10 protein-coding genes are annotated in these 16,471 nt (G+C 27.0%); 5 read left to right on the top strand and 5 right to left on the bottom strand.

From position 1 onward, the window contains the following. Positions 1 to 125 precede the first annotated feature (125 nt). The 5 genes from C8D70_RS06185 (at position 126) to C8D70_RS06205 (ending at position 6,016) form a co-directional block, all read left to right on the top strand. Entirely contained in the window at positions 126 to 2,747 is a 2,622-nt protein-coding gene (locus tag C8D70_RS06185; protein ID WP_110366736.1) for a P-loop NTPase fold protein, read from the top strand. Continuing rightward, positions 2,740 to 4,422: a DUF6035 family protein gene (locus C8D70_RS06190; protein ID WP_110366737.1), complete on the top strand. Its 1,683-nt coding sequence runs from the start codon at positions 2,740 to 2,742 to the stop codon at positions 4,420 to 4,422. The genes C8D70_RS06185 and C8D70_RS06190 overlap by 8 nt, the downstream gene beginning before the upstream one ends. A gap of 341 nt (positions 4,423 to 4,763) precedes the next feature. After that, positions 4,764 to 5,159, top strand: a complete 396-nt coding sequence (locus C8D70_RS06195) for a hypothetical protein (RefSeq protein ID WP_110366738.1) — start codon at positions 4,764 to 4,766, stop codon at positions 5,157 to 5,159. A gap of 1 nt (position 5,160) precedes the next feature. Beyond that, positions 5,161 to 5,691, top strand: coding sequence for a hypothetical protein (locus C8D70_RS06200; RefSeq protein ID WP_110366739.1), 531 nt, complete (start codon positions 5,161 to 5,163; stop codon positions 5,689 to 5,691). 4 nt (positions 5,692 to 5,695) lie between these two features. Then, a complete protein-coding gene (locus tag C8D70_RS06205) occupies positions 5,696 to 6,016 on the top strand; it encodes a hypothetical protein (protein WP_110366740.1) in 321 nt (106 codons plus the stop codon). A gap of 296 nt (positions 6,017 to 6,312) precedes the next feature. On the opposite strand, the gene C8D70_RS06215 is transcribed toward C8D70_RS06205, so the two are convergent. The 5 genes from C8D70_RS06215 to C8D70_RS06235 form a co-directional block, all read right to left on the bottom strand. Then, the gene (locus tag C8D70_RS06215) at positions 6,313 to 11,910 is read right to left on the bottom strand and encodes a TOTE conflict system archaeo-eukaryotic primase domain-containing protein (protein ID WP_110366742.1); all 5,598 of its coding nucleotides are present in this window, start codon (positions 11,908 to 11,910) and stop codon (positions 6,313 to 6,315) included. A gap of 357 nt (positions 11,911 to 12,267) precedes the next feature. Then, the gene (locus C8D70_RS06220; protein ID WP_110366743.1) at positions 12,268 to 13,473 is read right to left on the bottom strand and encodes a hypothetical protein; all 1,206 of its coding nucleotides are present in this window, start codon (positions 13,471 to 13,473) and stop codon (positions 12,268 to 12,270) included. 158 nt (positions 13,474 to 13,631) lie between these two features. Then, positions 13,632 to 13,949, bottom strand: a complete 318-nt coding sequence (locus tag C8D70_RS06225; protein ID WP_110366744.1) for a helix-turn-helix transcriptional regulator — start codon at positions 13,947 to 13,949, stop codon at positions 13,632 to 13,634. Positions 13,950 to 14,046: 97 nt separating this feature from the next. After that, positions 14,047 to 15,099, bottom strand: coding sequence for a hypothetical protein (locus tag C8D70_RS06230; RefSeq protein WP_146212859.1), 1,053 nt, complete (start codon positions 15,097 to 15,099; stop codon positions 14,047 to 14,049). A 270-nt stretch (positions 15,100 to 15,369) separates the two neighbouring features. Then, positions 15,370 to 16,467 (bottom strand): aldose epimerase family protein, encoded by a 1,098-nt coding sequence (locus tag C8D70_RS06235; protein WP_110366746.1) that lies wholly within the window; start codon positions 16,465 to 16,467, stop codon positions 15,370 to 15,372. Positions 16,468 to 16,471 lie beyond the last annotated feature (4 nt).

Here is a 16,471-nt window from a genome sequence, read left to right on the forward strand (position 1 = left end):
GTCCGACTTTCAGCAGGTGGGGGGACTACCAAAAACTTGCCCTGAAGTGGGGTACTTTTGTATAGATACCTACTATATTGAGAGATATTGTTGGGATTTATAAATATCTTTGTAAAAAGCATCAGATGAAGTATATCGAAAAGCATAAAACCTTAATTATTTTATTAGTTTTTTTTGTAGCCTTTAACCACTTTCTAATCTCCCTCTATCAAGAATTTATTGTTGATAAATTTTTAGTAAAAGCAGACAATTCAATATTGATGGACGGTATTATTATTTTGCTTTTTATCTTCTCTATAATCTGGACTATATCGAAAATAAAAAAAGGATTTTTTGTAAAATCCGAAAAACTGATTTATCCAGTCATTGGCATCATTGCTTATACAATAATTAGATTAAATTATTGTGATTCATTAATTCCCTTCAAACATTTTGAAGTTCTAAAATATTTTGACTTTATATATATCATTTGTTTAATTCCTGTTGCTTTAACACTTGCTTTACCAAAGCCAACTAATAATAATCAAAATGATAAATTTTATGATGATAACCCTATTGACAAAAATGATAATGATATTTTAGGAAGGAAAACAAAAGCAATTCAAATTGCCAGATTGGTAAAAAATAACAAATCAAAAAGTTCAATTGCTATTGGGATTGTAGGTAAATGGGGGGATGGAAAGTCCTCATTCATGAATTTAATTGAAGAAAATTTAAAGGAAGACAAAAGATTTATAATCGTACAATTTAATAGTTGGCTTAATATTTCAGTCAAATCAATTATTCAAGACTTTTTTAATACCGTTGAAAAAGAAATCACACCTCACAGTTTTGACATTTCTAAAGAATTAAAAAAATACGCAAGTAACGTTTTATCAGTAAACAAAAATACTACTACTGAAACTCTTTTAAATGCCGTTAATTTATTGCCCGAAAATAGTCTTTCGGACGATTTTGATAGTCTAAACAAGCTTTTAAATAGGTTGAATAAAAAGGTTATTGTTTTTTTTGATGATTTAGACCGACTACAGCCTAATGAGGTATTTGAAGTTCTAAAATTAATAAGAAACACTGCATCATTTGATGTTTTCAACTACATTGTAGGATATGACAAAGAATATATTAATGAAGCACTTAAAAATAATCAAATCCCAAATCCTGAAAAATATTGTGAAAAAATATTTTTGAAAGAATTTCCATTGGCTCCAATAACACAAAAAGACATCAATAAATACATAAAAGTAAGATTTATAGAATTTCTGCCAACAAAGAAAGATGAGATAAATGATGCATTTTCTGACATCAATTTGCATTTAGATTACTATCAAGGAAATGTTTTTGCTTCTATTAAGAATATAAGAAATGCTAAAAGATACTTAAATGAGCTTCGAATAAGTATAGAAGGAATAGAAAATGAGGTTGATTTGAAAGATTTCATGTTAATCAAACTCTTAAAATACTCATATTATGACGTTTATAGACTCATGTTTGATAAACAACAATTTATTGATAATCGAGGAAACGACGGCTATAGTGGGCAAGAAAAATTCAATAATTATAAATTGAGAGAAAAAGAGAGTGATAAAAAGAGTTTACCTTTCTCTCTCGATAAATCATTTAATAAATCAATACTAAAAGAAGAAATTGAAAGAATAGGAATCTACAAGAGTGATGAAATTGAAACTATTGGAATTATCTGTGATAGAATTTTCAAAGACAATTATAGAAATGGAAATACTACATCAACATCTTTAGCTTATGGTCAGAACTATTATAAATATTTCAATGATGAAATTGACGATACAAATTTTTTGAAAAAGGATTTTTTAATTTTCATTGCTTCTGATTTTTCAAAAATGATAGAAATTGTTGACAAAGCAAAAACTGATGATAGACTGGTAGCTTTAATGCTATTTATTTACAAATTGAATATTTTTGAAGACTTATCGACAAAAGTTCAATATGAAAATTTCGTAAAGATATTGTTTTACATTGCAAATTTAGACTCGGATAACAGATGGAGGTACTTCGGAATAGATAATAAATTTCTTCATAATGTAACGGACAATTATAAAAATAAAATTGTTTCAACATTTGAGTATAAAGATGAAAATGAACTAAAAGCATTTTTAAAATCAATATTTTACAAAGAAAAAAAATATTATGATTTTGAGCCTGATTACTTAAAATCTGTCTATAATGACTACGGAACAAGTAATTCCCTTAAAATACCATTTACCAAAGAGGAAATCATCGAATACTTAATTTTTTGTTTTGATGTTAACAGTAAACAAATAGAATCTATTGATAATATTTTCTGGGATTGTTATAGACTATGTTTTGTAAAAGATTGGATTAAAGCCACTCCAAACAGCTATAGTGGATACACTAAGGTTGTTGAGCCTAATAAAGAAAAATTTTCATTTGAAATCATCCCATCACTTTTAGATGATTTTCTAGTACATATTGTAGTACCTCAAGATTCATATGGAGAAGAAAAAAATAATTTTAAAGTAGGAATTTCTAATAAGTCACCAATAGAATTATTCGGAACAATTCAAGGGCTCATAGATTACCTTGAATCAAATAAACTGAAACAAAAACTTTATGAATATCCTTCGGAATTTATTACTGAATTTTTAGATTTTGCAAAAAAAGTAGAAATAAAAAAAGAATTTATTGATTTTAATTTCACTTACGGTGCTATGAAACAAAAACTTGAAAACTCAATAAGAAGTTATGACTAATTCAAGAAGTATAAAATTTGCCAAAGACAAAATCACAGGAAAATATTTAAATGCCGACGAAATTTTCAACGATAGACAAGTTGGCTTTGAGTATAGAACACAATACAACCGCAAGGAGATTCAGCCGTATTGTGTTGAATGTGGCGAGAGATTAATCATTTCTTCAAGTAAATATCACAATATTCATTTTAAGCATATTGATTCGGAAATACCTTGTATTTTAAAAGAAAGCCTTTCGCAAGAAGAAAAAGATATTTTTTCTCAAATTAGTTACACTAAAGAGTCTGAAAGACATATATATTTGAAAAATTCTATCGGTGAAAAGCTTTTAACAATAAAAGATGTTAGAAATGTAAGAGTGGATGACCATTTTATTTACGATGGTCACGATAAAAGAAGACCAGACGTTTATTGTGAGTTTTTAGATAAAAAAATTGTTTTTGAGATTCAGCTTTCACAACTTTCTCAGAAATATATTTTAAGTAGATATGACTTTTACAAAAAAAAGGGAATTTATTTAATATGGGTATTAGATGATTTAAACATATTAGAAAGCACTTCTCAAATGGCAAAGGACATCAAATATCTATCAACCCATCAAAATTATTTTAAATTCGATGAAAGTTCAGATAGTCTATATCTTGAATGTAAATATAAATCGACTCATTTATCATCCATAAACGAATTTTATGATAGATGGAATACTGTCAGAATAGGATTAGATTGTCTATATTTTGATAATGCTAATAATGAAGTATTTTTCTATGATTTTGGAAAAGAAAAATCTCTTATTGAAGAAGTTCAAAGAAAGAATAGGATTGAAGAACAGAATCGAAAAAATGAAGAAGAAAAGAAGAAACGCCTACAGCAGATTAAATGGAAAGTTGATGCTATCTGTAGTGAAATTAATGAAACCAAGAATAGTGTATTAAAAAATTTCAGTGCAATAAAAAATAAACTTTTTAGCTTTGATTATGAAGAACTAAACCAATTAAATAAAAAATTATCAATTGATTCTAAATTTGCACTTCACCGTTGGTTAAAGTTGGCAGATAATGAAAGTTTCAATTTCCTAAAGTTTATTTATGAAAATTATGATTTTGTTTATGACATTAATATTGTAGATCCAGAAGGAAATACAGTATTAGATATTCTTTTCAAAAGAAAAGATTTGAAAAACAAAGACTTAATATTTGAACTCATTATTAAGCGTGGATATAAAATCAATGACAGAGATGAAAAATACTTATTTGAATTTTATAAAGACACTCCAGAAGTAGCTGAAAATATTATTATGCTCTCTAACTATTCTAAACAATTTGACAATTCTACTTTCAGAGGATATTTATTTCAGTTCAAAAAAACAATAAGAATAATTGAATCTGCAAAGCAAGGTAAGATTATTGGGTATGCTTTTAACAAAGATGAATGGATAAAATTCGCTAATATGGTTCTAAATTCAAATGCGAAATATTGGGAGTACATAGAAATAGCTTTCAAGCATTATGGATTATATGATAAATTAATTTTACTTGATAGAAAGAAAACTTTTCAAAATAAGCTGAATCAATATTATACTAACCCTGAAAAAACAGACCACAGCTTTAAATGGATTTTTAGAGAACTGTATCCTGAATTAGTGAAACCTGAAAAAGATTTTGACAATCCATTCTAAAGAAAAATTCAAAATCAGTCAAATTATATTGATTTTTTTAGCACTTTTGCAAACTATAAACATTTAAAACGGTTTAATTATTGATATAGAAAAATTTATCTAAAAAGCTAACAAGCTATTTTAGAAGACATCGACGATAAAATAAGTGTTGACTTATTTGCTTTGGCAGAATAAAATTTGGCGATTTTAAAATACAAACAAAGGCAAATAGTGGATACCCACCCTATGGTGTGGGGATTCTGCTTTTGTTTGTAGGGTTACGCCAAATACCTTTTCTGACGAAGTGTGAATTCCTCACACTTTTTTTATTGCTTAAAATCAATCATAAAAATTTAATAGAAATGGGTATTTTATTTTCCACAGACACCGTAAGAAGCCTTAACAAAAGGCAAAAATTGGCAATGCTAACAGTCGTAAAATCAATTTCCGACAATGCAACAGATTCAACAAAAAGATTAAATCAACAAAAAATCCTTACTAAGTATCTTTCGATATTTGAATTGACTGATGTTGCAATGTCAAATTATGAGCAACATTTACTAAGAATTGATTTAAGAAGTCTAAATCCTAATCAACGAGAATATTTTATTGTAATGGGTCATGAGTTGCTAGGTGCAATTCAAGACAGACGATTGGAGGATTATAATATTTTATTTGAAGCTTTTCAAAGCTACGGTACTATCAGTAGTTCAGAATTTTCAGGCACAATTGAACGTTTACAAGGAAACAGCCATTAATATGAGCCGACTATTTACATTATCTTATTTAACGGTATTTGTAGTATCATGTTCAAGCAATAGCAGGGGTGAACTGGAAATCAATTGGGGGATTGTAGGAATTATTGCATTTCTAACAATTGGCTATTTTATGAGCAAAAAGGAAAGGAAAGCCGAAGAAGAAACCAGAAATCTTAACGAGCAAGTAAGAAATCAAAGGGGAAATCCATTGATGCAAAAACTTGTCTTCAATTACAGTAAAATCAAATTTACCAATGAAATAACTTTTAAACCGATTCAAATTGCAACAGCTGAGGTTTACAAAGACAGATTTGAAATTACAATTTACCCCTACTCCGCATATTCGGGAACTTATATTATTGTCAAATCTCAAAAGCAAAGCGACGGAATCCTAAACACTGTTGTCAAAGTTGACGGCGGGAATTTTTCTCAATATAATTCTCAAAAGCCTTGTTTCGTTCACATATCCGAACGAGCAAACATTCTTAAAATATATGATGAAAATCGAATTGGAATAATCTTAAAATTTTAAATACATGAAAAAATTAATTTTTATTTTAATGTTTGCATTACCAACTTTTTATTTCGCACAGGAAGAAAAACCGAAAGAATCACAAATCGTTAAAGAATGTGATTTGCCGAAAGATTTCAAAGAACCAATCAAAAATAACAGATTAAAGAAATTTGTTGCTATTGACAACGGTGTTGATGAAAAAGAGGTAACTATAATCAGAGCGCAAAATGGATTCGGTAGTGGAATTTATACAGCCTGTGTGAAAGGACAACCAATCCAATATCAAAAAATGGGAACTGTGTTTATGCGCGAAGGGAAAAATCCTTTTAACAATGCAAAATGATATTGCAGTTTCAGAGAGCGTGTACTCCACCATTTGAATTTAAACAGTACAGCATTTGGGATGATGTATCACTTATTTTTATACTGTCAGCATATCTCATTTTTTATGTCGGAAGTGCTTATTTCTTCATGCTAGGTTTGAAACTCACAATTAATATAGTGAAAAAGTATTTCAAGAAAGAAAAATGCTAAATACTTCAAAACCTGTTTTAATAAACAGGTTTTGTCGTTAACGTTAATTCAAATTCTTTTTCTCAAAGAAACATATTATTTAAACATAAATAGATATTCTGAACTTTACTTCCCCCAATTACGTACAAAATCTAACAACGGTTTACCTTTTATTGGTTGCAATGAAAATAATTTTATATGTTTTGCTGGTAAAGAGTTAATTCTTAAAACGACATTATTTGTAGTTAATTTATTAGTATCTTTTTCATAATTAATTTGATTTTCCTCATCTATAACAAAAAGCTTTTTTATTAAAGCCATATCTTTAACTAATACTTCAAATAATTCTTTATGATTATTATTGTAGGTTATTCCTTCATAAATAAATTCTTTACCAACAAAATTAGGATATGTTAAGAAGTCAATTTTTTCATTTATATCAGCTAAGTTTGCTTTTACTTTTTCTTTGTATAACTCGGTCATAATTGAAGAAACAAAAACAATATGTTCACACTTTTTTAAATTATCATTAAATATTGATATTTTATCAATATCATCAAATAAAAAATATCTTTCTTTTTTGGGAGACTTTGAATTAATTTCAGCATTATTATATTCTCTTAATAATTCGTTGTTATCATGTGATTTCCTGTAATAATTAAAAGCTTTGATAGTTTGACTACCAGAAAGAGCAATATCAGTGACAAAAATTATTTTTTTATACACTTTTTTTTCTGAACATAGTTTGTCGAAATTCTTTTCCCAGTCAATTTTGCGATCTATTAAATTACATTTTTCTAGTAATCTTTTTAACCCGTTTTCATCATTTATAGGATTTTTAATTGAAAGGATAATTGTGTCCTCATTTTCATTTTCAGACAGGATCTCTTCTACTTTTTCTTTTATAAAAGCAATCCTATCATCCGAAATAAATAGGTGTTTATCAAGAACCATAAGGATACTTTTATGAAGATCAGAGACCTCAAAACCTTTCCCCCTCATAAACACCTGCAAATCACTCCCTTCTATACTTTGCTCATTTAAATTTGACAGCCAGTTAATAATTCTACTTTCTATGTCAGTAGTAATTTTGTAATGTGATTTAAGTTTTTGTAATAAACTTATCCTAGTAGTAAAATTATCGTATGTATGTTTTATCGAATTATAATTTTTATTATTAGGATAAAGGGGCTTCAAAATCTCAATATTGATTGCTTGACTAGAAACATCAACTGTATTGAAAATTTTATCGTATAAATCTTTTCTCTTTTGTATTCTATTAAAACATTTCAAAAGCTCATTTTCTAAAGTATAAATAAAAATATCTTCATTGTCAATTAAGATGAAGTTTCCCCCATTATTTCTTATCAAGCCCCTCAAATCATTTATATCTCTTAAATGAAATTTTTTTGATACATGATTAAAAAAATAAATCTCGTTAAATTCTTTAATCTCACCTTCTATATTTAATTTATAGACAGGTTCATTCGTAAAAATATCACGAGGATTATCTACTGTAATATTTATTTTTTTTAAATCTGCTAAATTTATTTTCTTATTAGTCCCATCAATTTCTATCTCATTTAAATAATCATTAGCAAAAACGTCTTCAAAATTAATATCTTTAATTTGCACTTGGTTCTGAAAGATATTTACTGAAGTAGTAATCGTCAAATAAAAATCCTGCAGATTAGAGTCATTAATTTTAAAGCTATCATCAATTGAGAAAAACAAGTCCATTCTATCATCTTCTTCAAAATGTTTAAAATGAACATCTAAGTAACTAATTAAACTACTAACATCTGTACCTAATTTTTCACATTGCTTAAAAACAGTTTTTGACCATGAATATTGATATTCAAAAATTGAAAAATTTTCTAAATTAATATTTTCTCTAAACTCTTCGATAAAATTTAATTTATCTTCTTCTCTTGAAATTATTGAAGAACCTAACTTAGGAAAAAATCTCTTATCAAGTTCGGTTATATTAAAGTTAAATACTGATTCTTCTGATGACAATTTAATATTTTCATTATTATCGATATTTTTAATCAATTCTTTTATTGACTCCCAATAACTTGACTTTTCAATTTTAATGACATTACCATTATAATCTATAACCTCATCCTGATCAGAATAAAAAGGAATAATTGGTAATGAATTAAAACTATTGAAAGGTTGGTAAAAAACAGGATATTTTGTAGAGTAATCTTTAGAAAAAGACTCATGGATTTTTATTAACTCACTTACTTTGAGTATAAAATCTTTAAAATCTTTAACTTCTAATATCGAAGAAAGCCTTTCATTAGGTATGGAATATTCTAATTCTTCTGTACTTTCATCCTCTAATTTTATATTAAGGTAATCATACTTTTTAAAGTTAATGCTAGAGTTAATGTCTTTAATGAATACTTTTTCAGCATCTTTAAGAACAATAATTCCATTAAGTCCTATGTTTTTAAGTCCAATACCGTCAAACTCTGGATATAAACTTGCTCCTGGTTTTTTTATCCATTTTATGAAAAGAGATTCCTCTTTAATTTTTACTAGTATATCGTCATTAAATCTAGAATAATGGTTTATTTCATCTTTTGAAAACAATAACATGATAACTAAATTTCTATATTGCTTCAAAAATTCATTTTTACAACTAATTTCACTAAGATCAGTCCCTGATTTATCAGACAGAATTAAAGTATACATATTATTAGAAAAATCTTCGTATTTAAAATTTTCTAATTTACTGATCCATAAAAATTGATGATGTTTATTTGATATATCTCCAAACTCTTGAGATTTATTCAATAATAATCTCCAAGACTCTATAATGACTGCATTTTTAGGTGATATTTCAAAAAGAGTTAAAAAGCACAATGCTTGATAATATAGCTTTAAAGTGCCTTCATCTTTCAAAAATGATGTTTCTTGTTTTTCTTCCCATAAAGAGAAACGACTAAATGAATATGTTGCAAGTTCATTTAAGAATTCCTTCGTATAACTATTTTCATTTATGATTCTATTAAGTTCTTTTAAAAAAGAAATTGATTCTGTTTTATCTTGTAATGCTCGGTTTTGTAAGTCCCAATTCTCAATTGACAATTCAAAATCTGGAACTTTGATTGCTGAATACATAATTTTCTCTGAAAAGTTTAGTTTGATTTGGTTATTTGTTTTTAATGCTAATGAAGTGACCAATAATTGATCTGCATCTGAAAGATCACTTCTTAAATGCACCTTCTCGATAATATCATTAATATTTTCTTTATGATATTTTATGATATCTTCGTTTAATAAAATTGTATTAAGAAAGTGAGTCAATGACAGTCTTTGTATTTTGGCTACGTCTTGTTTTAAACTCCAAAATTCATCAGGAAAATTTGAAATAAGATTATTATAAAAAATAAAATACAAAGTACCTCTACCATCATTTGTAAATGGTAATTTTTTTGCTAAACTTTTTTTTAGAAAATCTAATCTTTTATCATCTTTAAAATTACTATAGAAAAATCGAAGATTATCTTTTAATCCAAACTTGAACTCTTCTGTTAGGTTTTCTAATTTAAATAATGCTTCTTGAACATCACTTTCTGGTAAAACAGATTTATTTTTGTTAGCAAAGTTTATATCGTATTTAACATTGTCTTTGAATTTATTGTACTCACCCGATTCAGCATATTTTTTAACATTAATAATTTTTGTCTTTTGAGTATTAAATTCTAAATCATTAATTACTAACCAGTCTTTAATTTTTGAAAAAAGATTATTTGCTCTTTCCTCCGATTCTACAAATATGAATATATCATCTACAAATCGATTATAATATTCTCGTTTTTGATCCTGAATAAATCTATTTTCAATTAGTCCGTCTAATCCAATTAAATAAAGTTCAGCTAAGTATCTCGCATAAGCTGGTCCTTGAGGCAATCCTTTTAAATCATCTCCTGTTGTAGTCTTCGACAAATCAATTAAATAATCTAAAATATTTTTATACTTAATTATATCTTGTTCTGATAATTCTGATAACTTTTCTTTAATTGATGTAGGAGCTTCTTCGAAAAGCCTAATCTTTAATCTATTAAGATTAATTTTATCATAAAAGTTTTTTATATCAAGTTTTATGAGGAAGTAATCTTCATATTCAGAGTTAAAAAGAATAGTTTCAATTTTCCGTGTATACTTTGCCCAGTTTATAAACCAATTATTAAAAATATTATTCTTATAGAAACTACTTGAAAATTCATATCCATATGAATTACCTGAAATTTCACTAAAAAAAATTGAATTTAAAATAAATGTGAAATAAATTGATACAAAATTATCAAGAGGATCAATATTATAAAGTCTTCTTATTTTTGTTGTCTCATTTCTATCAAAACTAAAACTTTCTCTATTTTCAAAACTAAAATTCCCATTATATATACACGAAATAAATTCCTTAATATTTTCAAAGTTTATATTTTGTATAATTTTTAATTGACTAAATAAGGGTACTTCATCGTTTTTTAAAGAATACTGATATAATGATTTTTTTATTTTATCAAAAACATATTCATCAATATTTTGAATATGGTAGTCAGGTAATTTTTCAAACTTAACCCCTTCTATTAATTCGATAGGTGAAACAATAGAACATTCTTTACAAACCGTACATTTTCCTAAACTTTTACAACTAATTGGCTTAAGATACTTTAATGTATCTATTTTTTTTAATGTAATCTCTTCGTTAAAATTTTTAATTTTAGAAAATATTTCTATCAATAGATCTCTTCCAAAATTATCATTATCTTTAGTTTTAAGCTGCCCTAAAAGCCCAACGAGAATACTTCTTTCTTTATTACTCAATCCCTGCTCGTAATTATCAAGAATTCCCCTTAAATTATCACATTTTTTTAGAGAATTTATCAAAGAATCTAAATCTATTTGATTTATTAAATGAGAAGCTATTCTCCTATTTTTGATATATGAAATTGAATTCCTATAAGTATCGGCATATTCATTAATATATTGTGAAACTAACTTATAAGAGATTGGTTTAAAATTTGATAATATTTCAAACTGTTTTTTAAGAAAGGCCATATTAGGACTTTTCAGCCATTTATCTTGATCAAATTCAAAAAATTCATTTTTTTCAAGAAAAAAAGATAATTTATTACTGACCTTATTCTGAGATAATGGAAGTTTAACGCCGTAACCTATACCTTTAGATCTTTTGTTTACATATGGAGTTTTAGGAAATAGATCAGCTGTGATATTTTTCTCAAATTTATCTCTTGTATTTTTATAAATATAGTTAATAAGATTATAGCCTTCTTCTTTAGTAATATTTCGTTCAAATACAATCCAAATATGAAATCCTCTTCTTCCAGAAAATTCAACCAAATGTGGAATATTTATGCTATCAAGATAATTTGATAATAAATCTGTAGTTTTTTTTACAGCTGTTAAATTTTCACTATTAACTTCATTTGTATCTATTTCTGATTTAATAATGTCAAGATCAATACATATCCATTTAATAAAAGCATTATCAACAATATGTAATTCTTGATATGTTAGTAAGCTTTTCTGATGTTTCAGCATATCTTCAACCGTTACTGGTGAAATTTTTTGCTTAATTAACTTATAGCTACCATTATCCTGTTGTATCCCATATTTATGAGAATCAACATAAAAAATATTGAATAATTTATCTGAGATTTTTTTATAAAGATCATCAATATTCATACACTAATTATTTCTTTCTCCAAAGATATAAAGTTCCCTAATTTTTATTAATTATTTGTAAGTAAATATTGAGATTCCTCCACTTGAAATATTTTTAATAGGATTTAAATTTCCATTTGTGAATTCTTAAAAATTATTTCATTTGAATCATAGTTAGAAATCTACTTAAAATAAATTGTTACTCACATCTTTTTGTAATAATAAATAAAAAACATGAATATTTATTCAGTATTTTCACTGTACTTAATATTCTAAAATATCTCAGTAAAAAATTCTTATAAATAGTTTATTTAATCTAATCATTTATAAAAATTAAACACAATAAAGTAGAAGAATATTATTCTCCTACTTCATTTTTTAGCTATCAGTCTTTAATCTTTTGGCTGTATTAAGAACGCTACGGTAGTATTTTTCAACTGTTTTTTTATTTTTGCCCGATACCCCTATTAATGATTTTTGAGTGATTTTTGGATTCTTTTCATAATCCCAATTCATTACACAATCTAGTAGTTCTTTGACAGTTTTTTCAGACCTATCATTTCCTAAAATTCTACCGTTAATCTTTTGTTTTTCAGATAAGGTTTTTATTTCATCACTATATATAACTCTTCTTTTTGCATTATTTCTCGGGTTGACATTTCCTCTTAAATTGTAAATTTTATTAGCTATATGGTCTATTTCCTCCCATTCAAGAGGTGGATTGCAACATTTCGTATTGTATTTTTGTAGATAACGTTTAAAGTTAGTAAAACCAGCATCAGGATTTATTGAAATAAGACAATAGGCGTAAGAACTTACTCGCTGATTCCTTAATCCTTCAGGAACAATTTTACGTGGGGCAAAACATTTACAATAATCAACTTTTTCTTTTCCAAAATCATAAAATCCTTCTTTGTTAAATTCAAAATCTTTCTCTGCTAATATATCAGATAAATTATTGAATCTAATATTACCCCCATTGAGAGAGTAACCTAAATTTTTATTTTTATTACTATTAAAATGGGGGAGTTTTTTAACTGCGTGTACAACAGTTGTATTAAACTCTAATAAATCAATTTCAACAGCATTTTCATTGTAGTGTGCTTCTGTATCAAAACTTATAATGTTCACTCGACTACAATCATTGCATGATTTATCATAAGGGATACCCAATATGCCTACTATATATTCATAGCTTTCCTTGAAATTCTCTTTTACAAGATTTCTCACTTTTACTAATAACCCAAACCCATTTCCTCCAACACTTTTCCATAATGCTGTAATATAAGTTGTGTCGTAGTTAAAGTCTTTTTCTCCGTCTATATCAAAATACAAGAATCCCGTTGATTCATCTGCATTTTCGGTATTGACGTAGTTATTCTTGAAAGTGTAGTTAAAACAAATTGAAGGTAATGTTATTTTTATTGTTTGATATTCTTTACTTTTTTTATCTATTTCTCGTAATTTTAATATTTGGGGGACTTCTACCCTTTTTGCATCTTTAAGATGTTCAACAAATCCAGCTACGGAGTTTATTTGTCCGATAACATTTCGGTTTTTTACGTTTTGTATAACTGAAAACATAAGCTTCTTAATTTTTAGGCAATGGAAAACCATGCAAAGGAATTTCCAATGCGGATTGATATTTGTTCGATAAAATTTGTTTTTTTAAAGTCTTTAGGAAATAAGACTTTGATATGAGATAAACAGCGCTGTTTAGAAAGTAATTTTACTTGAAAAAGTTATTCAATTTTTTGTTTTTCAGAATTATAAATATAATTCAAAACATCACTTCTTCTATAAATAGGGCTTTTTCCAGACCTACCAACAGGCTTTAATAAACCTTTTTTGTTCCAAAGCCAAATAGTTGTTCTCTTTTTTTTGGTAAGTTCACATACTTCAGCTATTAAAAGATGTTCATCTTTTTCTGATTCCGCAGAATCTTTGTCTTTACTTTCTAATTTTGAAATTAATAAATCTAATTTCTCGTCTGTTTTGTTTTCTGACGGAAAGGCACTCACTAATTGAGTGATAATTTTCAAGAATTTTTCTTGTTTCATAATGTTTTATTTAGAATTATGATACAAAAATACTTTAGTGAATTATCCTTAATCAATGCCTGTACCTAAATAGGGACAAAAAAGGGACTCAAAAAAATTAAATTAGATATTTAACCTCTTTTTTGGGAGGCTTACAATCTCTCATTAAAGTTTTTTGAATAGTATCTTTTTTAAACTTTTTATAATCTTCTTCATCGTAAAACATAAAATTTTTGATTATCCATTCCGAAACTTGCTCTTTACTATAAGCAATTAGATGACCTTCATCATAACGTTGTTTAAGAAAATACACAAGCATATTAGAACCTCCTTTGAAAATAATTTCTTTCACTACATTAGTCAATTCACCAAAAATTAGTTTTCTAAAGGATTCGTTACATTCTTCGTGAATATATGGAGAGAGTGAATCAAATACATTTTCTGGGTAAAGAAATTTTATTGGTTCTTGGCTTTTAGTAACTTTTTTAGCAGTTGGCTGTTTATTATCTAAAAAATCAGGATAATCAAACCTTAGATTCATCGCTAACTTTGTGATATTGTCTTTGTATTTTGCAAGTACTTCTAAATTTGAATAATATTCATTTGCTAATTTTTCCAATCCCTTATTTATAAAGCTATTATCAGATATTCGGAGCTCAACAACTTCAAGGTGAAAATCATTTTTTGCATAAATATATTTTATATAGTTTTCTAACATTTCAAAATTAAGAGAAAAGTAATTTTGAATTTTTTGCATGGCATCACCTTCAGATAATTCGGGGATTATTTTATTGTAATCATCTAAAAATCTTGCCGTAATCTTTTCTTTTTCACCCCGATTTTCATTTTTCCTTCCATAATACCAATAATAAATACGGGAAACATAGGCAAAATAGTTATATGATAGGAGTTTACTGTGATAGAATAGGTTTTGAAACTTTTCAGGTAGATCTTGATTTTTAAAATATTGATAATCTAATTCGATAAACTGTTCGTAGTTGTAGTAAGATTCTTTGAGTTTATCCCAAAAAATCATTTCCATCTTATCGGGATTTTCTGTGTACAATTCTTCAAATGCTATCTTAATATCAAACGGAAACTGTTCTTTATTTATTGAATAGATGGATTCTAGAAGAGAAATATCTTCATCGAAACTTTCAGGATTTAACATTAAAATATTTTGAAACCTATATCGAAGTTCATTAAGAAAATTGTAAAAATTGTTTATCTTTGCTTTCATAGTTTACTAAAGAGGGTTAAACAAATATCGGCAAAAAAGACTTAATTTATAAATTATTGTCTCTACTTTGTCCCTCTCAAAAGTAAACATAGATTTAAATCATTGAAAATCAGAATAAAGGGATATTCCTGGAGAAACCACTTTAAAACCTCTAATTCAGTTTAGAGGTTTTTTTGTTTTTATTCATTCTGATTATGTTCTTCAAAAATTACATTGTCTATTTTGAGGATCAAATCTAATGTTGCTTTTAATAATTGAGAATCTGTAAATAGTTGAATGTTTATATATATTTTTAGGAGCTAGTATTGGTGAAGGAAAATGAGATTGGTTGATTGCATCGGGGAAATTTTGCGTTTCTAAACAAAATGCCTCTCTTTCTTGATATATGTGATTCTCTTTTCCTTTTTCATTCTTAATCCAATTGGCGGTATATAATTGTAAGCCCGGCATAGTGGTAAATACTTCCATTTTTCTTCCCGACTGCGGCTCTATAGCGGTAGCTGCTAACTCTAAATTATGTATACGGTGTTTTAAAACAAAATTATGATCATATCCTTTCCCTATAGCTAACTGCTCGTGATCTGTATCAATTCTGTCTCCAATACATGTTAAGGAGGTAAAATCAAACGGGGTATTTTTTACAGTTAAGATCTCACCTGTAGGTTCATGGCTTTTTGTAAGAGGAGTGTAAAAATCAGCTTCAATCTGCAATTGATGATTATTTATTGTTCCACTGCCTTCTCCCGCCAAATTAAAATAAGAATGATTTACCAGGTTGAGTATAGTTTCCTGATCCGTTGTCCCTGAACAATCTAATTGTAATTCATTATTTTCACTAATAGAATAGGTTACTATTACAGTTACTGTACCCGGATACCCTTCTTCCCCGTCAGGAGAAGTGTATTGAAAAGTCACTTTTGAGGCAGAGGACTCTTTAACATCCCATATTTTTTTATCAAAACCAATCAAACCACCATGCAAATGATTGCCTCCATCGTTAATTGTTAATGAGTATTCTTTTCTGTTTAATGTAAATTTTCCTTTTTTAATACGATTAGCATATCTACCACAAATAGCTCCTTGATAGGATTCATTATTATCAATATATTCTTGTGCTGTATCATATCCCTGCACCACATCTGCCAATTTTCCCTCTTTATCTTTAACATTAATACTAACTATGGTTGCACCATAATTAGTTATTTGTACAATCATCCCATTCTTATTTTTCAAAGTGAATAATTGAACTTTTTGATTGTTGTGAACTGTATTAAAAGCCACTTCATTGATGATACCCATTATT

This window comes from Chryseobacterium sp. CBTAP 102 (assembly GCF_003201365.1).
Lineage (GTDB): Bacteria > Bacteroidota > Bacteroidia > Flavobacteriales > Weeksellaceae > Chryseobacterium > Chryseobacterium candidae.